Here is a 21,956-nt window from a genome sequence, read left to right on the forward strand (position 1 = left end):
ACTTTCTTATAAAATAGAAGGTAGATAAAAATACGCGCAGGGAAATGTGAGAATTTTTAACAAAAGGAGTAATGAATAATGGAACTACAAACTCTTTTACGCATCCCGATTTATGAGAAAGCATCTGTAGTAGCCGGACAAAAAGGGGTCACCCGCAAAGTACATAACGTCAATATGATGGACGCACCCGATATTTTATCTTTTTTAAAAGAAGGAGAATTTTTAATTACAACGGGTTATCACTTCAAAGAACATGAAGAAAGCTTAGCAAAACTTGTAGAAGGAATGGCTAAAAAGAAATGTGCAGGATTGGCCATAAAAACGAAGCGTTTTTTCGAACACGTGCCTGTTTCTATTTGTCAGCTAGCTGATGAACTTCACTTTCCAATCATTGATTTCCAAACGGACGAAACGTTAGGCGCGGTTATTAATGAATCTCTCAGCTTTATTTTAGATAAAAAAACAGCCGAGCTTCAGCAAGCGATGGTCACACATCAGCTATTTTCCTCCTACATCTTACAAGGAAAAGGCATTGAGAAAATTATGCAATCCATTCAAACGTTATGCAATGCTCACGTTGCCCTTTTTGATACCCATGGCCATGAACTCTTTTACACAAACAAACGCGAACCTTTTTCGCTCCCAATGGAAGAAGCGGTAGCGGGCGCTAAGCAGCTGTTTTTACGAACGTCAAAATATACAACCTTTTCCTTTTTGAACACAAAAAAAACCGTTACGCTTTTTCCGATTGCTACTCATACAAGAAAGTACAGTTATTTATTTATTGAACACCAAGTTTCTTTATCCGATTCAGCGCTCCTAACGATTGAACAAGCGACAAACGTTTTATCCTTCGAAATGATGAGACAGCAGGCTTTGTATGAAGCTGAACGGCGACGAAAAAACGATTTTTTCAATCAGCTTGTTAACAATTATTATAAAACGCCTGAGGATGCTTCCTTTCAAGCACAGATAATGGGCTTATCAGCAGGAAACAGCTATATTTGCGCCGTTGGGAAAATTCATTCTACATTCACGCCTTACAGCGATGATGATATGATCTATGAGCTCCTTCAATATGAGTTATCAGCAGGTCCTACAGAGGCCGTTTTGTTTTTCTATGACAATCTTTACATTCTCTTGTTTACACCTCATTCTCAACCTATGATTATAGAATGCTTGCATCGCTTGCAGGAAGCTGTTTACCGTCACTATGATAAGCGAATGTCATTTGGAATTGGAAACCAAAGCCAATCCCTACTTACAATCGCTGACTCATATAAAGAAGCTGTTGAAGCTCTTGAAACCATCCATTTTAAAGATCAGTCAAAGCTTATTCAATTTTATCAGCCAAAACAGTTCAAAGAGCTGCTGAGGTTGCTTCCAGCAAACGATTTACAGGATTACTATTCTCAAACATTAGAAGGTTTGCTGCAGTACGATAAGAAAGATCGCTCCATCTTACTTGACACGCTTGAAACATATCTAAATTCCAATTGCCAAATCTCAGAGACTGCTAAGCAGTTATTCGTTCACCGGAACACGGTAATCTATCGAATCGAAAAATGCGAAGAGTTACTAAAAAGACCTATTCACACGTCAGAGGAAACCCTTCGGCTGCGCGTAGCTTTTCAAATTTTTTCTCTTGTGCATGCCAATTAAGTATAACTACAATAAAAAACGCCTGAGTAGATACTCAAGCGTTTTTTATTGTAGTGCATATTATTTATTTCGCTTTTAATTTAGACTGTACTGATTGTAATTTCCCAGCCATCGTATGATTTTCTTTATCACGGCGATCATCAATTCGTAAATTTGTACACACGCGCTGAATACCATTTTCAAAAGGTACTTCATGCATCTCTTGAACAATTTTTAGCAGCTTGCTTAATTCCCCTTCAATCAATGTATTCATAGGGGTTAATTGATATGTAATTTCATCTTCATGCTTGGCCAGCACTTTTTGAATATCAGCTACGTACTGACTCACGCTTGGCGTTTCCGTACCTACCGGAATAATGGTTACATCTACAATAGCCATGTTATACACTCCTTTTGTTTATTCTCCAATTATCATACCAAACGACACAAAAATTTCCTACTTTTACGTTTACGGTGCATAGAAAAAAGGAATAGTTATACAACTACTCCTTTTTGTTACACTCTTATAGGTAACGCTTTGCTCCTAAGTAACGTTTTGACCAGTAAGAGTTGCTTAATGATGTGATTGTTACGCCTGTTGAAGAACCTGCATGCATGAATTGACCGTTTCCGATATAAATTCCAGCATGGCTAGCTCCTGGTTGGTACGTTTCAAAGAAAACGATATCTCCAGGCTGAGGTGAACTTACACGCGTACCAGTTTGATAGATACTAGCAACTGTACGAGGAAGACTTACACCTACTGCATTGCGATATACATAGTTAAGGTAACCACTGCAATCAAATCCTCCAGGCGCAGCTCCGCCCCAAACATAAGGTGTTCCCATAAAACGTTTACCGTATGAAATAACTTTTGAAGCTGAGCTTGAGCTTGTGCTGCTTCCTGTTGATGTTGAAGGTTTTGAGCTGCTAGAGCTGCTTGAGTTTAATTTATTTAGCGTATCCGGACCCGCTTCTCCGTCTACTAATAAACCATTTGCACGTTGAAATGATTTTACTGCACTTGTTGTAATTGAGCCAAAGTATCCTGTTACACCAGCTGAGAAGTAACCTTTATTTTTTAGTTTTTGCTGAAGGCTGCTTACTGCTGAACCTTTCATACCTTGACGTAAAATAGTTGAGCTGCTAGAGCTAGAACCGCCAGTTGAAGCGCTAGAACCCCCATTTTTTAATTTACTTAACGTAGCTGGACCCGCAATTCCATCCACAGACAGTCCATTTGCACGTTGAAATGCCATTACTGCATTCTTTGTAATTGAACCGAAGTATTGAGTTGTAGTTCCTTTAAAATAGCCTTTATTCTTTAGCTGTTGCTGTAAAGATTGTACGTTTGGTCCTGTTGAACCAACGCGCAGCAATGAGCTTGAGCTAACTGATGAACTTGATGAGCTTCCGCTTCCTAGCAGTTTATTAAATGTAGCTTGACCTGCAATACCATCTGCTGATAAACCATTTGCGCGCTGAAACGATTTTACTGCGCTAGTCGTGATTGAACCGTAATAGTTTGTTGTTGTACCGTATGTAAAATAACCTTTGTTTTTTAATTTTTGCTGTAATTCTTTCACATCTGAATTACTTGTTCCTGGGTGCAGCGTAGCATCTCCTAAAGCAGCTTCACTAATTGTAGGTACTACTGTTAAAGATCCACATAACGCTAACGAATATATCAACTTTTTCATAAAAAAAGGTTCCTCCAATGCCATAATCTACTAATCTATAAGACGTTTACATTGTAACAACACATTATTACAAAATAACATCACTAATATTACATTTATGTTACAGGAAACGACAGTAGCGCAGCCGTATGGTGTATATTGTCGTAGTTTATTGTCGTTTAACACTTAATAAGTTCGACAAAAAAGCTAATATATTCCAATATTATTCCTTTTCCTACACTAATAATAGGTAAAAAATCACCTGTAACATTATCTTTATATTTCAAAAAAAACAATTTATTTTTTTTTGAAATGTGAAACTTTTTTTAAAATTATTCGTTTAGTGGATTTGTTCCCCTCTTCAGCAAAACAGCTTTTCTTCTAAAAATTTATATTATTTCCATATTAATGAATAAAAAAGCGCGTGCTGAAAAAAATAGTCTTGGTTATGTTTTAAATAAGGAGGATTATTTTATGAGCCATAAAGGCATTCATGGTACAAATGTTAGCGGATCAGGTGACTCGGAAGACAAACGCTATGCAAGCGGAGAGAACGAGCAGACGCTTACGACGCGTCAAGGTCACCCCATTCGTGATAACCAAAATTCTCGAACGGTAGGCAACAGAGGACCTGCTACTCTTGAAAATTACCAGCTGATTGAAAAACTTTCGCATTTTGATCGTGAACGTATACCGGAACGTGTTGTTCATGCCCGAGGAACGGGAGCTCATGGATATTTTGAAACGTACGGAAAACTTGGGGACGAGCCCGTTGAAAAATACACCCGCGCAAAAGTTTTTTCAGGAGCAGGCAAACAGACGCCCGTTTTTGTCAGATTTTCTACCGTAACTCATGGAAAGGACTCTCCAGAAACGATGCGAGACCCAAGGGGATTTGCTGTAAAGTTCTATACAGAAGACGGGAACTGGGACTTAGTAGGAAATAACCTTAAAATATTTTTTATTCGCGATGCTATTAAATTCCCTGACTTGATTCATGCTTTTAAGCCCGATCCTGTGACAAACCGTCAAGATACCGAGCGTATTTTTGATTTTATTTCTCATACACCTGAGGCTATGCATATGATTACTTTTTTATTTTCACCTTGGGGAATACCTGCTAACTATCGGCAAATGCAAGGTTCCGGTGTTAATACATATAAGTGGGTAAACAAAGATGGCGATGCCTTTCTTGTTAAATACCATTGGGAACCAAAACAAGGAATTAAAAATTTGACCCAAAAACAAGCAGAAGAAATTCAGGCTAAAAATATCAGTCACGCTACTCAAGACTTGTATGAAGCGATCGAGAGCGGCAACTACCCTGAGTGGGAACTTTGTATGCAAGTCATGGAAGACGGAGAGCATTCCGAACTAGATTTCGATCCTCTTGATGACACGAAAATTTGGCCGGAAGACCAGTTTCCATTTCTTCCAGTAGGTAAAATGGTCCTAGATAAAAATCCAAGCAACGTATTTGCTGAAACGGAGCAAGTCGCATTTGGTACGGGTGTGCTTGTGGATGGGCTAGATTTTTCTGATGATAAAATGCTGCAAGGAAGAACGTTTTCTTATTCCGACACGCAGCGTCACCGTGTGGGAACAAACTACTTGCAACTGCCTATTAACGCGCCGAAAAAACATGTAGCAACAAATCAACGAGATGGTCAAATGGCCTATCATGTAGATGCAGCTCCTGGTCAGAACCCGCATGTGAATTATGAGCCATCTTCTCTTGGAGGTCTTCAAGAAGCGCATGATCATCCAAAACCTCATCAGCCTTATGTTGAAGGGAATGTAAAAAAAGAAAAAATTGACCGTACAAATGACTTTAAGCAAGCTGGTGAACGCTATCGTTTATTAGAAGACTGGGAACGTGATGAGCTTATTCAAAACTTAGTAGACGGTTTAAAGTGCTGCCACCATACCGTTCAAACAAAGATGATTGAGCTTTTAACTCAATGTGATTTTGACTACGGCAATCGAGTAGCTAATGGTATCGGTCTTCTCATGCATGATGATGGTTCTTTAGAAATTGAAATGGGAGCAGAAATGACTCCTACATATGGGAAATTGCCAAAAGAAGGCGGTTCACCGTTAGGAAGCAACAAAGCTGCTGATGCGGTAGAAGAAGCTAATGAAAAAGGAAAAGACGCCCGTCCTTATTAACAAAAAACATCCTGCAGCGACAGCAGGATGTTTTTTGGGTTAAACGCTTATGACCAAGTAACGGCAAACACGTGGTAGTCATTTTTTAACTGTGGCGCATCAATGGGTGTCCCGTGCTGATATCCTTGCGTAACTCTTTTAGGATGTAAGGGTTGAACCCATTCTTTCACTTGCTGGTTTGTACCATTTGCTAAAATATATACACAATCAGAAAATGCCCCGTCATTGTTTGGACTATCAACTTTTAGTACTTCCACTAACACATCTTGGACACACGTTTTTCTCTGAATACATGTAAGCGTATGGTAGATGATATCAGCGGACACATCGTTATTTAAACGAAAGCCCACCTTTTTTTGTTCAAAAAAAGACGAGAATGAGACGATTGGTAATGTCTTTTTTTGTTCATACGCTTGAGATAAAATCTTGACAAGAACTTCTCCACTCAAGATGCTCCCTCTTTCTAAAAAACGCTTCATCACAACATATGTGAGCATTGGTTATGCTCATAGGATAATATATTATCATAGTTTAATTCTGTGGTGTTAGTCTTTTTTGAGGTTTTTACACTGGGAATTATACCCGCCTATTTCTTGCGTTTCCCCGACGTTCTCGCTACTAGCAAAAGAACGAATAATAAAATAAATACCCCTGCTCCTACAAACATATCGTACAAGAAATCAAGCATCATACTCCTCCTTTTCCTCCAAAAAAAACGCTGTTAAAACCAAGCGTTTTAACAGCGTTTTTTCGTTAGATAAAGCCTAGCATATTAATAAATACAATGATAATTAAAACAGGTGCGATGTATCGAATAGCAAGAAGCCATAAAGAGAACCAGCGCTTCACATTCGTCGAACCATGCTTAAACTCTTCAATTAACACATCTTTTTTCATCTTCCAAGGAACAAAGATGGCAATTAAAAGAGCACCGAGAGGCATAAGGATATTACTTACAAGAAAATCAAAAGCGTCAAAGATGCTTTTTCCAAAGATCGATACGTCACTTAATAAACCATACGATAGTGCTGAAGGTATTCCTACCACAAAGATTAGTAAGCCCGAAATCCAAGATAGCTTTATGCGCTTATGCTGCTCTCCTTTGGCTAATGAAGCAACAATAATTTCTAACATCGAAAACGCAGATGTTAAAGTAGCAAATAAAAACAGCGCAAAAAAGAAAGTTTGAAACACAATTCCGAACGGAAGCTGTTCAAAAATAGAAGGCAATACAATAAATAAAAGACCTGGTCCTTCCGTCGGCTTTACGCCCATTGAAAAGACTGCAGGGAAAATTGCCAAACCTGCTAGTAAAGAAATCAAAATATTTAACGCTGAAATTGAAATAGCCGATTTTGGCAAGTTTTGCTGTTTAGACAGATACGAACTGTACGTAACCATAACCGAAACGCCTACGCTAAGCGAAAAGAATGCTTGTCCCATTGCAAACAAAATGGTTTGGGAGGTAAGCTTTGAAAAATCTGGATACAAAAAGAAAGATACGCCTTCCATCGCTCCGTCTAATGTTAAAGAACGAATAATAATAATAATAAATAAAATAAAGAGAGCAGGCATTAAAATTTTGTTTGCTTTTTCAATACCATTTTGAATACCTCTTGCTACTACAACAATTGTTAAAAGAAGAAAAACAAATTGAGAGATAACAGCACTTGTTGGATTAGCAATGGTCGAGTTAAATAAACTCCCGTAGTCACTTACTCCATTCAGCTGACCGGTGACGCTTGCAAAAATATATTGTAAAATCCACCCTCCTACTACACTATAAAAAGATAATAAAATGAAGCATGTAATCACACCTAAATACCCGATTCCTTTCCATAGAGAACCGGGAGCAACTGCATCATAAGCACGAATTGCTTCTTTTTGTGTATGTCTACCTAGTACAAATTCAGCAAGCAAAAGCGGCAAACCAATAATTGCTGTAAACAAGATAAACAGTAAAAAGAAGGCCCCTCCTCCGCTTGTTCCGGCTACATAAGGCAGTTTCCAAATGGCTCCGATTCCAATTGCGGAACCGGCAGATGCCAAGATAAAGCCGAGTTTTGATGTCCATTGTTCGTTTTGACTCATGTTTTCTCACCATTTTTCTTTATTTATTCTGATTTGTCATACTATATCATACAACCCTGCTGTCGAAAAGGGTTTTTGTTGTTTTAACCCCCATCATGTGTTATGAATAGTATGTAGGTTTCATTATTTATTTTCGTAACTAAAAAAAGTTTGACAGTTAGAGGTACAAAAAATGACAAATCAACAAGTAATACAGCAGCAATTTTTAGATAAGTTCCTTGACTTTATCTTAGTAAAATGTCCAAACTGCGAACTATGTGCGCGAGTTGTAAAACTGGATAAAAAATTGAGCGGGTCAACGCACTCATGCACGTGTCCTCACTGTGGTTATCTAGACGTCATCAGCGCTGAGGGCCAAGGACCGTTAGAACTTTCTGAAGCAGTAGATCCTTTTTTTCAGCTTCCGCTTTACTTGGAAACAATCTGCCCTGAACGTCGACTTTGGGCTTATAACTTAGATCACCTTCAATATATTGAATCTTATATTGAAGTTAAAACATGCGGGGCTTGTTTCGACGAGCTGTCGGTTGAACACTCATTGCCAGATTGGGTAATTCATAAGCAGGAAGAAGCACTAAACGAAATTCAACGTTTAAAAGACACCGTCTTTTGCACATTCAAATGAAGATAGAAAAGAAACGTTGCCAAAGAGGCAGCGTTTCTTTTTTACGAAGAACTTTCTTCGGTAAGTTTTCTTCGATAGTCCCCGGCCTTGTCGAACTCTTTTGCGGTGCCGACGAAAAAGTAGGTTACCGTATGATTTTTGTTACCTTGAGTCGTGCCATGAATCATCTTCCCTTGCTTCAATTGCTTTCGCTCTCCATTTTTATTTACATAGAAATATTTATTTCTTGCCCAGCCGCCGCCGCTTAAAAGCGTTTTGGTTTTCCCGACTCCCTGCTCGTTTACTTTAAATACAGTGTAGTCTCCTTCTGTCTTGCTAGGATTTCCGTTATCTTTATCATATTCGACCATAACCCATCCTTTGTACCCTTCTGGTATAAGGAAAATGCTCGGTTGAGACGTTTCATCTGGACGTCCACATCCAGATGCGATTACGATCAATAAAAACAAAATGAGCCACCTTTTCACTTTTCCCAACTCCTTTCTTAATAAAAGACGTGTCTCTATACTGCTTTTAGTTTTTGTTGAAGGTAAGATTATATTCTTTTTGCACCCCTCAATTTTTCCCAGTTTATCCAGTCAAATATGCTATATTTACGTATTGTTTGTCACACACTATTAGCAGGCGTTTACAATTTACATGGGAGGATAACAAAAATGAGCTATGTTTTTTTATTTATTTTGCTCTTTGTCATTCCGCTTTACACACAGCAAAAAATTGTTCGTGCCGACCGTGAAAATACACGTATATTATTACTAAGTGAACACGAGCAGTCTGGACATAAAAAAAGCGATTCCCCGTAAAACAGGAATCGCCTTCTTTTAATATGTTAAGCTTCCAGCGACAATAAGGCCAACGGCTATCGATGCTGCAAAAAGAGTTACTCCAACCGCTACATTTCCTTCTTCTACTTTTTTGGCTAGGCTCGTTTTAGGCGTCATAATAAATTCAATAATCCAATATGTCACTACTTGAGTAATGATACCTACTACTCCCCAAAGAGTTGCATCTACCAAATTTAAGCTGTTGCTCCACACAGTGAAAATGACAATAGCAAGCCCAATTCCTTTTCCCCATAACTTCAAAGCGACTGCGACATTTCCTTTTTTTATAAGTTCACGATCATTAAATTTTGTTGTTAATTCAAATACGATTACTCCGATAAATAATAGCCCTAATCCTACCGCTACGTGAGATAAAAAACTCCCTATACTAGCCCAATCAATCCATTGTGTCATTTTTAGTTCCCCTTTTCATTTTAATCCAATCGGCAAATAATACGATTCGTTATCTGTAATTTGATTTCCAGCTCGAATTCCTACTGCGCTTGCTTTTCCATTTAATAAAAAGCACCCGTACATGATATGAGCCTCTACTGTTTTCGTTTGCGTCTTCATTTTTGCAGTTGGCAAAGGAATAAACTGTTGATATACAGCCGTGTATTTTTGATATGTCTTATGCTGATCTTCGTCTATTTTGATTCCGTCTTCATTATAAATTTCAACGGTATCTCCTTCACGACCAAACGATGGTTTCTTCACAAATGCTTGTTTTCTTTCAATAAATGGATCTTCTTCTAAATACGTTGGTAAAAAGTATGTTTCAATAATGTGATGCTCTTCTTTAGTGAAGAAAGGATGATGTTGTTCATACAAAGCCCAAATGAGTGCTTGCACGGCTTTAGACTGCAGTAAAAATGCAGAAGGCGGATTGATTATGGCTACTTGTTTTTGCTGTGCCAATGTTAAAAGCATGTGTCCGACTTTTTCATGCGTACTCGGATCTTCATCTTCAATTAAATGTTCAAGCGGATAAGTTTGGCGATAGAGTACGTCTATTTTTTGTCCATGTTGATCATACACGCCCGCTTCTATATGTTCACCTTCTTCAACTGTAGAGGCAGGGACAATTCGAAGCTGCGATAACGGAACGTATGTAGCATCTACATCGGCTAGCTTCATTAAATAAAGAGTCGTTAGCTTATCTTCTTCATGTGTATCATGAGAAGAAAAAACGACGTTTGGATAGTTCGTTCTATCGAGCTCGTTATAAGCTTCAAAAATGGCGTGTTTTAATGCTAAAGCAAGCTTTTTTTCTTCAAGCTTATTAGGGTTTTGAACCTGAAAATGCCGACAGACTAACTCATTTACATGAAATAATTCTTTGATGAATGTAGGCGTATCCGCGTTTAGTTCTAGAAGCTTGATTTGATCAGCCGTAACAGCAAAATCAAGGCGTGAAATAACACTTTCTGTTTCCATCGTTTTCAGCCGCAGGTACGGTAAACTGGCTTTTGGAAATCCTAAAGAAAGAAGCGTCTGATCATCTAATGAACGAAGTAAAGGTGCCGTTTTAAAAAATAGTTCCCCGATTTGATTTGCTGCTTCTTTAATAGAATGAATGATGTGAGAAGACTCCATATGGACGTCATAAAGAGCATACTCTGTTCCATATAAGTCATACCAAAAATCTTGAATTTCTTTATAAAACATTTCTCGCTTTTCTTTATGCATTACCCGCCAAAACCGCCTTTAGAGCCGCTCCCAATTCCAGATTTATACGAGCTGCTTGATTTAAATGATTTATAGGACGATGATGAGGTCAGCTGTTTTTTAGACCCGTAGTAGCGCCCTCCGTGATAATATGAACCGCTGTGCGAAGAAGAAGAATCTGAACAGTAGTACGTTTTCGTATCTTCATCCCATTTCCACTTGTCGCACGATTTATCTTTCGGTTTAGCTGGTCTTGCCTGATCAGTTGAACCACAGGCAACGAGCGATGTCATTAAAGCAGTGGTCAAAACCCCCGCCATCATTTTTTTTGTTTTTGACATTAAGCCTTTCCCCTTTCATACGTTACGCCTGTTTTTGTTACATATAAACTGTATACGCTGCGGTCTTCATCAATTTCCGCAGAGTCTCTTTCCCATTCCAATCCATTATAGTACGTATAAACAGTTCCGATATAGCTTAATACGTCCAAATGCGTATAAAATGAAGAGGCGAATAAAATCGGATGTCCTTGAAGAGAATTCAGTTCGCGGACTTCTAACGTAATCTCTCTGTGATCACCTTCTGCTTGCTCTTTCGGTCCATGTTCATGTTCTTTCACATAAATAATATGTATATCATCTTCGACTGCAGATGAAGTTTGTTTATACGTTATTCCTTCTTTAACAAAAAATTCGCATTCTCTTCTTGCTAAAATTTGTTCAAGTTCAATAGACTGATAGTGATAAATAGATACAAACGTATCATCAGGCTTTAGCAGTCGGTATTCTAATTTTGCCATTGTGCAACTCCTTTTGTGACTTTTTTGTGAACGCTCTTTAGTAAATACGCACAGATTTTCAAAAAGTTTCAATTTTTTCTCATATAAAAAGGCTTAGCTTTAAATAAGCTAAACCTTTATTTTTTTATCACATCTGTCACAACTTCATAACCGCCTGTGTATGGGTCGAATACATATTCAAGCATGCCGTTTCCACGATGAACTTTGAATAGATACCTGTATTTTTTAGGGCTGTCTTTTGCTGGATATACGTATTTTCCTTTTTGGAACTGACTTAGCAAGAGCTGTTCTCTTTGCGCAAGCATTTTTTTTGCTTCATTATAACCATACAGCGGGAGATTTTTGGCATAGAGAACCGGTACGAATACAAGTACAACGACTGAAATCGTAATAAGCCCTTGTTTAAACCACCGCATAAACCTCTTTGGATTTCGCGAAAGTAACATCGTTATGACAATTACTATTAACAAAGGAACAATATATACTTGCACATACGGAATGTTTGCAAATACAGGTCGATTAATCAACAAGACAATTACTTCGATAGCTGCTACTAATACTAAAATAAAATAGACCACTTACTCTTCACACCTCGACGATTCAATGAATTTTATATGTGTTAGAAAGTATTCCCACTCATGAATGAACTCGTCTATTGTATCATAAGACGTAAAAAAAATATCTACGCTCGTCTATTTTACTAAAAGAGATTGAGACATAACAAAATCATCCCAATCTAAAGACGAACATGAGATAAATACGCTAGTATGCTCCCTTGTTACACCGTTGTTGACTTCCGTGTAAGGCTTCGCTTTCCGAGGGCGGCCGCTCCTGTCGGGTCTCATCTGTTCCGCTTTTCTCGCAGGAGACTTCGCCTTGCCCTCTAGTCAACAGCTAGAAGCACTTACATACATGTACCCTAACCATAAAAAAACTGAACGCATTTGATTCTCCATCAAGAATCAAATGCGTTCAGTTTTTCCTTTAACTAAGCTATTTTTATTCCATCCTTTTATTACGAAACTTCTACGTTTCGATTTTGATTATATTTTTTCCCTTGTAAAAATGAGTAAACGATTGCTGCTGCCCATACAATAAGGATAAATGCGTATACAGCTATCTGCGTTGAGCTGCTTGATACCCATGTATTTAAGAGTGTTCGAGCATTTGTTAAAATGATAAACCCACCAACAAGCGAACCAAGCAAGTGAGCCGGGATAATACGAACAAACCATGCAGCAATCGGAGCCGCGATAATTCCGCCAATCATAAGAGCGCCTACCCAGAACCAGTTTACCTGCTCCCAGCCAAGAGAAATTAAAAAGCCAAGTGTAGCCGAGACGGCAATAGCAAATTCACTTGTATCAACGGTTCCAACGACTTTCCGTGCTGTTGTGCCTTTTTTAGCTAGCAATACAGGCGTTGCAATCGGCCCCCAGCCGCCTCCTCCTGTAGCATCAGCAAATCCAGCAATTAATCCTAACGGAATGGACTGCTTCGTCGATAAAGGTTTGGTGCTCTTTTCTTCGTTTGTTTTAAACGTAAATAAAAAGCGAAATAACACATAAACTCCTAGGAGCAATAAGAATGTTGAAACGTAAGGTCTTACTGCATCTCCAGGTAAATTACTTAGAAAGCAGGCTCCTACAAAAGCCCCGATGGAACCAGGAATAATCAGTTTTAAAACCATCGATTTATCTACGTTGCCAAATTTAATATGTGAAACACCAGACGCTGCTGTTGTTACAACTTCTGCCAAGTGAACAGATGCCGAAGCCACAGCTGGTGCAATTCCAAACGTTAAAAGTAGGGTAGTTGATGTCACCCCGTACGCCATTCCAAGTGATCCGTCAATTAACTGAGCTAAAAAGCCAATAAGTGCAAACGTAATTAACTTTTTCATGTTGTCCCTCCACTTTAATCTTCTGTTAGAGAGCACAAAAAGGCCTCCAACAGTTGTTTGCTAGAAGCCTTCGGTATGTCCGATCAGCTGTCCGTTTTATAAATAAGTTGTTTATATTGTAATTCTAACTATTCCTAGAAGTCAACTGTGTTTTTAGTTTTTCTTTTAGTCTATGTATGCTGCTTGGTTATAGTATCAGTAAAATAAAATTCTTCTTGTTAAGTCAACAACATAAAAACGACCGCTCACTTAATAAGGGCGGTCATTTTTATGCATGTCTTGCCAGTGAGCTAGCACTTCAGGTGGTAAACTCACATCTTTATCTAATGACGTCACATCCATAGAAGTAGGCTCATCGCTATTTATCACTTTTTCTACCCAATCTGGCTGTACGACTAACGCTTGTTCAATCGTAATTAAAGCCAGACCTTGCTCAAAAGCTTCTGCGACTTCCGTTGCCGTAAGTCCTCCTGTACCCACAAGAGGGACCCGGTAATTGACATGCTTAATGATCGAAGAAAGCAGTGAAGGATTTTCTTCCCTTTTTGAGGTAGGTTCATGCAAAGCACTGATATGTAAATAATCAATTTCTGTATGAACAAGACGATCAATCCACTCAAATGTATCTTCCACTTTATTTCCTAAATAGCCTTTTTCTTTGGGCGCTAATGTATATCCCACAATAAATGGTTTGCCCGCATGTGCTGCTCGACGCGTCACTTCACGAATAACTTCAAGTGCAAAAGTGAAGCGGTTTTCTGCGCTTCCTCCATAAGAATCACTTCGTTCATTGGCTTGCCTTGACGTAAACTGCTGCAGTAAACATTCATTTCCTCCGTCAATTTCCACTCCATCAAATCCTGCTTCCATAGCTCTTGTGGTAGCTTCGCCAAACGCTTGAACAATATAAGTTATATCGCGCTCGGTCATTTGAACAGGCTTTTTTCCTTTACGTTTGTGAGGCTTTTCACTAGGGCTAATTGCTTGCCACTTACTTTCCATTTCTACGCACTTTCTTCCCCCGTGCGATAGTTGAAGAATCGCTTTAGCTCCTCTTCTATGAATCATTTGGGTTAGTTGATGAAGCTTTCGTATGACCTGATCACGATGAATTCCGATTTGACCATGTGCTACTTGGCCATTTTCTGTGATAAACGCGGGGCCGATAATTACCGTGCTGACGCCCCCTACTCGTTTTTCGTAAAAAGTCAGATCGATATCGGATATTTCCCCGTTTTCTCGTGAAGCGTATGTGAGTATAGGTCCCATTGCTAATCGGTTTTTCATCTCAAGAGCATCAACAAATTTAAAATGCTTAAATAATTTTTCATAGGCTGTCTTCAATTAATTCACACCTTTTTTCCTTAGCTTGCCCATCTAGAAACCGAGTAGACATAGGCACAAAAAAAGAAATACCTTCGCCGGCATTTCTTTTTACGTTGTTTTTCTTATTTTTTTAATGGGGTAAAATACAAATTCGCTTTTTCCGACAATCCGTTTTTCATCAATGAGACCTAGACCGTTGCGGCTATCCATACTGTACAGACGGTTGTCACCCATTACAAATACTTCGTTTTTAGGTATTTGAACGGGTTCAAAATCTCCCGTAAGCTCCATATCCATGTTGTTGGCAATTTGACGATTCGTTTTTAAATAAGGTTCACTTACTTTTTTATCATCAATATAAAGCTGATCTTTTTTCATTTCGATTTTTTCACCTGGCAGACCGATTACTCTTTTTACATAATGCTTATTCTTAGCCTCATCTTTAATAATCACAATATCTCCGCGGCGAATATCATGGAGCGAATACGACAGTTTATTCACAAACAACCGCTCTCCGTTATGCAGCGTTGGGTTCATTGAAGCACCTTCTACAATATACGGAGAAAATAAAAATGCGCGAATCATAAATACTAGAGCGATAGCGAAGATAATAGTTTTGAATATGCTGCGTAATTGATCGCTTTTTGTTTTTTCCGTAGTCAATATGCTTTGTCTCCTTTGTACAGCTCACTTTTCTTATGTAAAAAAGCAAGAAACCTCTTACTTTAACACTTATTCTAACTTAACCATAGAAAGAACTGAAATCAAATGTTTTATGTTATGTAAAAAAAGAACCTCTAACAAATGTTAGAGGCTTACATTACGCAAGTTTCGTCTTTACATCTCTTATTATAACATTAATTATATAAAAAGAGACTACCTTTTATGTAAAAATTATGTTTTTTACGCAAACTTAACTAAATCTTCACATTTAAAGGCGTTTCTCCATGTATAAAAAGTTGGGAGATGCAATACTCTATAATCTCTCTTCGCCGCACGAGTCCAATAAAAATGTTTTGATCATCTACAACTGGCACAAAATTTTGTTCAGACGCGCGTGACAAAATACTTTCCATTTCATCGTTAATGGTGATAGCTTCGTAATCGCGATGTCTTGGAACCTCCTCAATTCGTAGGTGTTCTAACTCATGGAGTTCTATATGTTCTAGGCTTTTTAGCTTCCATAACAAGTCTCCTTCTGCCAAAGTCCCTACATATTCTCCTTTATGGTTAATGAGCGGTACAGAAGAGTAGCGATGATACTCCATTTTCTCCAATGCTTGACGGATCGTTGACTGTGTCGATAGTGTAACGACTTCTTTTTTAGGGAGCAAAAAGAACGCAATATTCACTCATATTCTCCTTTTATTATATATGCATTTTATTGTTGTTGCTTTGCTGAATCTGAAACAATATGAATGTCGATGTTATGAGTCTGTCTCATAATCGTATTCACAATAGACCCTTTTCGAATCTCTTCCCACCTTGTCCTTGCTGATTGCCCTAGTAAGATTTGAGTAACGCGATAATGCTTGGCTACATTCACAATCACTGCAGCTGGTTTCTGCTTTTTAGCTTCTTCAACAATTAACGATGCGTGAAAACGGTCAGCGAATGCCTGCCAGTGTTTGATTTGGGCTTTTTGCCTTTCAGTTTGCTCGCCTGTAAAAACATGCAGCAGCAGTAAATCTGCTTTCAATCGGTTCGCCATTCTCCAGCCTCGCCGAATTAATTTTTCAGCTGTTTCACTGTATTGAATGCAGACTAAAATGCGTTCACAAATACCTGTTACGCCAATTTCATGCGCATGAATCAGCTTGCCGTCCACTTCATCCGCTATTTCTCTGAGCGTTAATTCACGAAGGGCATGGAGATTCGCAAGCTTAAAAAACGACTGCAGGCTTTGTTCAATTTTATGGACTTCGTATATTTTCCCTTCACGAAGCCGCTTTTGCAGCTGTTCCGGCGTAACGTCGACAAGCTGAATTTCATCTGCTTGCTGAATAAATAAATCTGGCACCGTTTCACGAACTTTTACTTGGGTAACAGCATATACGAGGTCATGTACGCTTTCCATATGCTGAATGTTCATTGCTGACATAACTGAAATACCTTGGTTGAGCAGGTAAGAAACATCTTCAAAACGTTTTTTATGGCGGCTTGTCGGAACATTTGTGTGAGCAAGTTCATCGATAATTACAACTTTTGGGCGCCTTCTTACAATCGCCAGCAAATCAAGCTCTTGTAATTCTTTTCCTTTATAAAAAATGGTTTCTCTTTGGATTACTTCTAGATTTCCAATCATCTCTTTAGTCTCATCCCTGCCGTGTGTTTCTACATATCCAACTACGACATCTATGCCTTCTTTGACTAAATCGTGCGCATCTTGAAGCATTTTATACGTCTTTCCTACTCCCGGCGCGGCACCGATGTAAAGTTTAAGCTTTCCGCGCTTCTGATTATGAAGTTCACGCAATAGTTCTTCCGGAGTTTTTCTTCGAAAGTATGGATGAGCTTCTTTTTCTTTCATTGTTTGTGCCCCTTTATCACACTCGCTTCAGTACATGAAGCGAGTGCATGTAACTAGCGCTCTCGTTGAACAGCTAAATTTAGCTCTACTACATTTACTCGTTTTTCACTAAAAGCCCCTTGCTGAGTATGTTCTTTGATTAACTGTTTTAGCGTGTTGGCTTTAATATGTGTGGCTTTTGCCACACGCTCTACTTGTGCATATGCAGCTTGTGGCGTAATGTCAGGATCGAGTCCAGAAGCCGAATTTGTGACGGCATCAATTGGAATTCCTTCTTTGGGCACTTCGTTTTCTTTTTTCCACGCCGCTACGGATTTCTCGATACGATTCGTAAGATCTTTATTTGAAGGTGCTAAATTCAACGACCCAGATCCTGCCCCGTTATAATCAATACTAGAGACTCTGCTGTGAAAAAATGCATTGCTTGTAAACTGCTGCCCAATCAGCTTAGAACCGATAACTTGATGCTTGTTTGAATAGATTAGGCTGCCGTTTGCTTTACTTGGAACAGCTGTTTGAGCAATACCTGTCATCACAACAGGATAAATAAGACCACAAAGTATCATCATCATAATTGTTAAGCGAACAATAATGCTTCCCGTTCGTTCTGTTTGTATCATCGTTTCTTCTCCTCTACATCACAAATGAAAGTAATAAGTCAATCGCTTTAATCCCAATGAATGGAACTAATACCCCACCTAATCCGTAAATGAACAAATTTTTTCGCAGCAGTGCGTTAGAACTCATCGGCTTATAGGCAATTCCCTTCATGGCTAAGGGAATTAGAAGCGGGATAATGACCGCATTAAAAATGAGCGCTGACAACACCGCAGATAGTGGTGAATTCAGCTTCATTACGTTAAGAGCCTCCATTTGCGGAATCGCCAAGGTAAACATCGCTGGAATAATCGCGAAATACTTAGCAATATCGTTTGCGATGCTGAATGTAGTTAAGGCACCCCTTGTCATTAATAGCTGTTTTCCAATTGAAACGACTTCAATAATTTTAGTAGGGTCAGAATCTAAATCCACCATATTTGCTGCTTCTTTGGCAGCTGAAGTTCCGCTGTTCATTGCTAAGCCAACATCAGCTTGAGCAAGTGCAGGGGCATCGTTTGTCCCGTCACCTGTCATCGCAACTAGCTTGCCTTGCTGCTGTTCGTATTTAATCACTTGAATCTTGTCTTCTGGCTTGCATTCCGCAATAAATTCATCTACTCCCGCTTCTTTTGCAATGGTTGCTGCGGTTAAAGGATTATCTCCTGTACACATGACTGTTTTAATACCCATTTTACGAAGTTCATCAAAGCGTTCTTTCATTCCTGGTTTTACCGTGTCTTTTAAATAAATCAAACCGTAAATTTTATTATCAGCGGCGACGGCAAGCGGCGTGCCACCAGCTCCTGCAATTTCGTTTGCTTTTTGCTGTAAATCAGAGGGAATTATCCCGCCATTTGACTCTACCCATGCCGTGACGGCGTCCACTGCCCCTTTTCGTACAGATACATTCTGTAAGTCAATGCCGCTCATTCGCGTTTCAGCTTTGAATTCTACAAACGTTCCCTGCGTTTTTCTAAGGTCTTCTACTCCCATGCGAGTTTGGATAAAATCAACCACTGAGCGTCCTTCTGGTGTTTCGTCGTAAAGAGAAGAAACAAACGCCCATTTGTACAGTTCACGTTCGTCTACGCCTTCTACAGTCGTTAATTGATGAGCCATTCGGTTTCCAAACGTAATGGTGCCGGTTTTATCTAAAATAATTGTATTGATGTCACCAGCTGCTTCTACTGCTTTTCCTGACATAGCAATCACGTTAAACTGCGTGACTCGATCCATTCCAGCAATTCCAATGGCCGATAATAATCCTCCAATCGTCGTAGGAATAAGGCAGACGAGCAGTGAAATTAAAATAGCCGTGTCGAGTTGAAAATGTAAATAGTTTGTAAAGACAGGAAGCGTCACAACAACTAGTAAAAAAATAATCGTCAAACTTGTCAAAACCGTGTTTAGCGCAATTTCATTTGGCGTTTTTTGACGCTCTGCTCCTTCAACAAGCGAAATCATTTTATCTAAAAATGATTCACCTTGCTCACACGAAATTTTAATTGTAATTTCATCGCTGACAACTCTTGTACCTCCCGTTACAGAGTTAAAATCCCCGCCTGCTTCTTTCATAACAGGTGCCGATTCCCCCGTAATGGCCGATTCATCAACGGACGCCAGTCCTTTAATAATTTCTCCATCTCCAGGAATCATTTCGCCTTGTGAAACGACGACAATATCTCCTTTTTTTAGTTGCGAGGCCGAAACTTGTATCATTTGCCCGTTTTGAAGCTGATTAGCTGTAATATCGCCTTTAGATTTCTTTAATGAGTTTGCCTGTGCTTTTCCTCGTCCTTCTGCTAATGCTTCTGCAAAATTAGCAAAAACAATGGTGAAAAATAACACGAGAGATACGGCAACATTAAATCCTGTGCTTACTGTACTTTCTCCGAAAAGGTCCGGAACAACGGCTAAAAAAAGCGTAATTACAAACCCGATTTCTACTACGAACATGATAGGGTTTTTTATCATCGTTCTTGGGCTGAGCTTGATAAACGCCTGCTTTACTGATTGAATAAAAATCGATGAAGCTTGTTTATCTACAGAACCTTGAATATGACTGTTGTGATCCAATTCAATATTATTTGCAAAATTCCGTTTATTCATTATGATCCTCCGCTTTCTTGATTACAGTGTTAAATACTCAGCAACCGGCCCAAGCACAAGCACTGGGAAAAACGTAAGTGCTCCTACAATAACGGTAGTTCCAATTAAAATGCCGCTAAATAAAGACGTATCCGTTTTAAATGTTCCAGGTGTTTCGGGAACAAGCTGCTTAGATGCTAGTGAGCTCGATACCGCCAGCATTGTAATTAGTCCGAAGTAGCGTCCAATATACATAACAATTCCCGTAGAAATGTTCCAAAACGGCGTTGCGTCACCGAGTCCTTCAAAACCGGACCCATTGTTTGCTGCTGACGACGTAAATTCGTACAGTGCCTGACTTAACCCGTGAAAGCCAGGGTTTGATATACCTTCCATTCCTAAATGAGTGGTAAGTGCTACGGCTGTTCCTCCTAAAATTAGCAGCGGCTGCAGAATAAGCGTCACGGCAATGAGTTTCATTTCTTTTCCTTCAATTTTTTTACCTACGTATTCTGGTGTTCTTCCAACCATTAAACCTGATAAAAATACGGCAATGATGACGTACATCATAACATTCATAAATCCTGCTCCGACACCGCCAAATACGGTATTTAACAGCATATTTCCAAGCGTTAATAACCCGGTAAGAGGCGTCAGGGTATCGTGCATGGTGTTGACTGCACCTGTTTCACTTGCTGTCGTCACGATGGCGTAAAGCGTCGACATGCCGACACCAAAACGGACTTCTTTCCCTTCCATATAACCGCTCGCTTCATTTAGATGAAAAGCACCAAGTCTTGGATTGCCTCCCCACTCTGTTACAAACGCTGTGCTTAAAATAACGATAAACAGCATACTCATCGCTACAAACAAGATGCGGCCTTGTTTACGCTGTCCAATCATTTTTCCGTACGTAAAAGGAAGGGCTGTTGGCAATAACAGCATAAGGACGATTTGTAATACATTGCTCCACGCATTAGGATTTTCAAATGGATGAGCTGAATTGACACCAAAAAATCCCCCTCCGTTGTTGCCTAGCTCTTTGATTGAAAGAAAAGAAGCAACTGGTCCCCTTGCTATTTGCTGCGTTGCTCCTTCTAATGTATGGGCAGTCACAGTCCCGCTTAACGTTTGAGGGACACCTAAAAACGCAAATAAAATGCCTGTTATAAAAGCGATAGGAAGTAAAATACGCGTAATTGACTTTACAAAGTCAACAAAAAAGTTTCCCATTTCCTTCCCTGCTAGCCCGCGAATAAAAGCGATTGCTACTGCAAGTGCCGTTGCTGGTGCAGCAAACATCATAAATACAACGGCTGCCATTTGCGAGAAATAGGACAAACCGGATTCACCGCTGTAGTGCTGCAAGTTCGTATTTGTCATAAAACTAATGGCCGTGTTAAAAGCAAGAGCCGGATCCATTCCTTTAATGTGGCTTGGGTTAAGCGGCAGTACCTCTTGAAACCGGAAGATAAGATACACTACAAAAATCATAAACGTATTTGTTAACACAAGAGCCAATGCATATTGCTTCCACGTCTGATTATGCCCTTTAATTCCTGCTGCTTTAAACATAACTGTTTCTATCTTTCCTACCAAGCTAGTGTTTTTATCGTTTGAAAACACATTCGCTATATAAATACCTACGGGCTTTGCAATAAGCGCTACAAAAACAAGCAGCAGCGCAACTGATAGTAGAAAAATCCCCACGTTTTATTCCTCCGCTTATTAAAATTGTTCTGGATTTAACAGTACATATACTAAATAAATTAAAACGAGAACTGAAATACCTAACAAAATGAACGACACGTTCACTTCTCCTCTCTTTCGTCTACTACATGAGACGACCAGCAAATAATTCCGTACATAGCAGCTGTTAATATGGCAAGTGTTCCAAGCATGATTATATCCACGTTGCTCCCTCCTGACTTTTTCCTAACAAAAATGATAGCTTCTAAGCTTAGTAACTATTGCTTTACATAAACCATCACGTCCAAGAAAGCTAAAGGCGAG

23 protein-coding genes and 1 pseudogene are annotated in these 21,956 nt (G+C 39.2%); 4 read left to right on the forward strand and 20 right to left on the reverse strand.

Annotated elements, in window-relative coordinates; genetic code table 11:
* The first annotated feature begins 78 nt into the window (after positions 1 to 78).
* A complete protein-coding gene (locus WKH56_RS21345; RefSeq protein ID WP_310883924.1) occupies positions 79 to 1,662 on the forward strand; it encodes a PucR family transcriptional regulator in 1,584 nt (527 codons plus the stop codon).
* Between the two features lie 64 nt (positions 1,663 to 1,726).
* Here the strand turns inward: WKH56_RS21345 and WKH56_RS21350 are convergent, their stop codons facing one another.
* Together WKH56_RS21350 and WKH56_RS21355 are read right to left on the reverse strand one after the other, a co-directional pair.
* The gene (locus WKH56_RS21350) at positions 1,727 to 2,041 is read right to left on the reverse strand and encodes an MTH1187 family thiamine-binding protein (RefSeq protein ID WP_310883925.1); all 315 of its coding nucleotides are present in this window, start codon (positions 2,039 to 2,041) and stop codon (positions 1,727 to 1,729) included.
* 124 nt (positions 2,042 to 2,165) lie between these two features.
* A complete protein-coding gene (locus WKH56_RS21355) occupies positions 2,166 to 3,341 on the reverse strand; it encodes a C40 family peptidase (protein WP_028412780.1) in 1,176 nt (391 codons plus the stop codon).
* A 453-nt stretch (positions 3,342 to 3,794) separates the two neighbouring features.
* Between WKH56_RS21355 and WKH56_RS21360 the strand changes: the two are divergent.
* Positions 3,795 to 5,319, forward strand: a pseudogene (locus WKH56_RS21360) (catalase); the annotation flags it as partial.
* Between the two features lie 217 nt (positions 5,320 to 5,536).
* On the opposite strand, the gene WKH56_RS21365 reads toward WKH56_RS21360, so the two are convergent.
* Together WKH56_RS21365 and WKH56_RS21370 are read right to left on the reverse strand one after the other, a co-directional pair.
* Positions 5,537 to 5,938 carry a hypothetical protein gene (locus WKH56_RS21365; protein WP_224980258.1) on the reverse strand — a complete coding sequence of 134 codons (402 nt, stop codon included), beginning with the start codon at positions 5,936 to 5,938 and terminating at the stop codon, positions 5,537 to 5,539.
* A 304-nt stretch (positions 5,939 to 6,242) separates the two neighbouring features.
* Positions 6,243 to 7,580: a sodium-dependent transporter gene (locus WKH56_RS21370; protein ID WP_342836671.1), complete on the reverse strand. Its 1,338-nt coding sequence runs from the start codon at positions 7,578 to 7,580 to the stop codon at positions 6,243 to 6,245.
* 172 nt (positions 7,581 to 7,752) lie between these two features.
* Here WKH56_RS21370 and WKH56_RS21375 point away from each other — a divergent pair, with 172 nt between their 5' ends.
* The gene (locus WKH56_RS21375; RefSeq protein WP_028412776.1) at positions 7,753 to 8,205 is read left to right on the forward strand and encodes a hypothetical protein; all 453 of its coding nucleotides are present in this window, start codon (positions 7,753 to 7,755) and stop codon (positions 8,203 to 8,205) included.
* 41 nt (positions 8,206 to 8,246) lie between these two features.
* Here WKH56_RS21375 and WKH56_RS21380 read toward each other — a convergent pair whose 3' ends face one another.
* Positions 8,247 to 8,672: a DUF6843 domain-containing protein gene (locus tag WKH56_RS21380; protein WP_033580617.1), complete on the reverse strand. Its 426-nt coding sequence runs from the start codon at positions 8,670 to 8,672 to the stop codon at positions 8,247 to 8,249.
* Positions 8,673 to 8,861: 189 nt separating this feature from the next.
* Here WKH56_RS21380 and WKH56_RS21385 point away from each other — a divergent pair, with 189 nt between their 5' ends.
* Positions 8,862 to 9,008, forward strand: a complete 147-nt coding sequence (locus tag WKH56_RS21385; protein ID WP_165351762.1) for a hypothetical protein — start codon at positions 8,862 to 8,864, stop codon at positions 9,006 to 9,008.
* Positions 9,009 to 9,026: 18 nt separating this feature from the next.
* Here WKH56_RS21385 and WKH56_RS21390 read toward each other — a convergent pair whose 3' ends face one another.
* From WKH56_RS21390 to kdpF, 15 genes are all read right to left on the reverse strand, one after another.
* Positions 9,027 to 9,443: a DUF350 domain-containing protein gene (locus tag WKH56_RS21390; protein WP_033580616.1), complete on the reverse strand. Its 417-nt coding sequence runs from the start codon at positions 9,441 to 9,443 to the stop codon at positions 9,027 to 9,029.
* A gap of 15 nt (positions 9,444 to 9,458) precedes the next feature.
* The gene (locus tag WKH56_RS21395) at positions 9,459 to 10,718 is read right to left on the reverse strand and encodes a glutathionylspermidine synthase family protein (RefSeq protein ID WP_048018994.1); all 1,260 of its coding nucleotides are present in this window, start codon (positions 10,716 to 10,718) and stop codon (positions 9,459 to 9,461) included.
* Positions 10,718 to 11,038 carry a hypothetical protein gene (locus WKH56_RS21400; RefSeq protein WP_028412772.1) on the reverse strand — a complete coding sequence of 107 codons (321 nt, stop codon included), beginning with the start codon at positions 11,036 to 11,038 and terminating at the stop codon, positions 10,718 to 10,720. Before WKH56_RS21400 ends, WKH56_RS21395 begins: the two co-directional genes overlap by 1 nt.
* Positions 11,038 to 11,496, reverse strand: coding sequence for a hypothetical protein (locus WKH56_RS21405; protein ID WP_048018993.1), 459 nt, complete (start codon positions 11,494 to 11,496; stop codon positions 11,038 to 11,040). The genes WKH56_RS21400 and WKH56_RS21405 overlap by 1 nt, the downstream gene beginning before the upstream one ends.
* A 116-nt stretch (positions 11,497 to 11,612) precedes the next feature.
* The gene (locus WKH56_RS21410; RefSeq protein ID WP_033580613.1) at positions 11,613 to 12,074 is read right to left on the reverse strand and encodes a hypothetical protein; all 462 of its coding nucleotides are present in this window, start codon (positions 12,072 to 12,074) and stop codon (positions 11,613 to 11,615) included.
* Positions 12,075 to 12,188: 114 nt separating this feature from the next.
* Complete coding sequence (locus WKH56_RS21415) at positions 12,189 to 12,341, reverse strand: hypothetical protein (RefSeq protein WP_198017458.1); 153 nt, start codon at positions 12,339 to 12,341, stop codon at positions 12,189 to 12,191.
* Positions 12,342 to 12,511: 170 nt separating this feature from the next.
* The gene (locus tag WKH56_RS21420) at positions 12,512 to 13,399 is read right to left on the reverse strand and encodes a sulfite exporter TauE/SafE family protein (protein WP_033580612.1); all 888 of its coding nucleotides are present in this window, start codon (positions 13,397 to 13,399) and stop codon (positions 12,512 to 12,514) included.
* A 249-nt stretch (positions 13,400 to 13,648) separates the two neighbouring features.
* A complete protein-coding gene (locus WKH56_RS21425; protein WP_168761381.1) occupies positions 13,649 to 14,743 on the reverse strand; it encodes an oxidoreductase in 1,095 nt (364 codons plus the stop codon).
* A 90-nt stretch (positions 14,744 to 14,833) separates the two neighbouring features.
* Positions 14,834 to 15,388 carry a signal peptidase I gene (gene lepB, locus WKH56_RS21430; RefSeq protein WP_013057720.1) on the reverse strand — a complete coding sequence of 185 codons (555 nt, stop codon included), beginning with the start codon at positions 15,386 to 15,388 and terminating at the stop codon, positions 14,834 to 14,836.
* Positions 15,389 to 15,642: 254 nt separating this feature from the next.
* Complete coding sequence (locus WKH56_RS21435) at positions 15,643 to 16,077, reverse strand: CBS domain-containing protein (RefSeq protein ID WP_048018991.1); 435 nt, start codon at positions 16,075 to 16,077, stop codon at positions 15,643 to 15,645.
* A gap of 29 nt (positions 16,078 to 16,106) precedes the next feature.
* Positions 16,107 to 17,255 carry a KdpD-like non-kinase potassium sensor gene (kdpDN, locus tag WKH56_RS21440; protein WP_168760979.1) on the reverse strand — a complete coding sequence of 383 codons (1,149 nt, stop codon included), beginning with the start codon at positions 17,253 to 17,255 and terminating at the stop codon, positions 16,107 to 16,109.
* 53 nt (positions 17,256 to 17,308) lie between these two features.
* Positions 17,309 to 17,875, reverse strand: a complete 567-nt coding sequence (kdpC, locus tag WKH56_RS21445) for a potassium-transporting ATPase subunit KdpC (RefSeq protein WP_310883926.1) — start codon at positions 17,873 to 17,875, stop codon at positions 17,309 to 17,311.
* 13 nt (positions 17,876 to 17,888) lie between these two features.
* The gene (gene kdpB / locus WKH56_RS21450) at positions 17,889 to 19,964 is read right to left on the reverse strand and encodes a potassium-transporting ATPase subunit KdpB (protein WP_310883927.1); all 2,076 of its coding nucleotides are present in this window, start codon (positions 19,962 to 19,964) and stop codon (positions 17,889 to 17,891) included.
* A 21-nt stretch (positions 19,965 to 19,985) separates the two neighbouring features.
* Entirely contained in the window at positions 19,986 to 21,647 is a 1,662-nt protein-coding gene (kdpA, locus tag WKH56_RS21455) for a potassium-transporting ATPase subunit KdpA (RefSeq protein ID WP_310884529.1), read from the reverse strand.
* Between the two features lie 24 nt (positions 21,648 to 21,671).
* Positions 21,672 to 21,758, reverse strand: a complete 87-nt coding sequence (gene kdpF, locus WKH56_RS35165; RefSeq protein WP_080754503.1) for a K(+)-transporting ATPase subunit F — start codon at positions 21,756 to 21,758, stop codon at positions 21,672 to 21,674.
* Between the last annotated feature and the right edge of the window lie 198 nt (positions 21,759 to 21,956).

It is taken from the genome of Priestia sp. SB1, assembly GCF_038898415.1.

Coding starts and splice junctions, on each gene's coding strand:
- WKH56_RS21345 (WP_310883924.1), top strand. CDS start 79: ATGGAACTACAAACTCTTTTACGCATCCCGATTTATGAGAAAGCATCT.
- WKH56_RS21350 (WP_310883925.1), bottom strand. CDS start 2,041: ATGGCTATTGTAGATGTAACCATTATTCCGGTAGGTACGGAAACGCCA.
- WKH56_RS21355 (WP_028412780.1), bottom strand. CDS start 3,341: ATGAAAAAGTTGATATATTCGTTAGCGTTATGTGGATCTTTAACAGTA.
- WKH56_RS21370 (WP_342836671.1), bottom strand. CDS start 7,580: ATGAGTCAAAACGAACAATGGACATCAAAACTCGGCTTTATCTTGGCA.
- WKH56_RS21375 (WP_028412776.1), top strand. CDS start 7,753: ATGACAAATCAACAAGTAATACAGCAGCAATTTTTAGATAAGTTCCTT.
- WKH56_RS21385 (WP_165351762.1), top strand. CDS start 8,862: ATGAGCTATGTTTTTTTATTTATTTTGCTCTTTGTCATTCCGCTTTAC.
- WKH56_RS21390 (WP_033580616.1), bottom strand. CDS start 9,443: ATGACACAATGGATTGATTGGGCTAGTATAGGGAGTTTTTTATCTCAC.
- WKH56_RS21395 (WP_048018994.1), bottom strand. CDS start 10,718: ATGCATAAAGAAAAGCGAGAAATGTTTTATAAAGAAATTCAAGATTTT.
- WKH56_RS21400 (WP_028412772.1), bottom strand. CDS start 11,038: ATGTCAAAAACAAAAAAAATGATGGCGGGGGTTTTGACCACTGCTTTA.
- WKH56_RS21405 (WP_048018993.1), bottom strand. CDS start 11,496: ATGGCAAAATTAGAATACCGACTGCTAAAGCCTGATGATACGTTTGTA.
- WKH56_RS21415 (WP_198017458.1), bottom strand. CDS start 12,341: ATGAGACCCGACAGGAGCGGCCGCCCTCGGAAAGCGAAGCCTTACACG.
- WKH56_RS21420 (WP_033580612.1), bottom strand. CDS start 13,399: ATGAAAAAGTTAATTACGTTTGCACTTATTGGCTTTTTAGCTCAGTTA.
- kdpDN (WP_168760979.1), bottom strand. CDS start 17,255: ATGAAAGAAAAAGAAGCTCATCCATACTTTCGAAGAAAAACTCCGGAA.
- kdpC (WP_310883926.1), bottom strand. CDS start 17,875: ATGATACAAACAGAACGAACGGGAAGCATTATTGTTCGCTTAACAATT.
- kdpB (WP_310883927.1), bottom strand. CDS start 19,964: ATGAATAAACGGAATTTTGCAAATAATATTGAATTGGATCACAACAGT.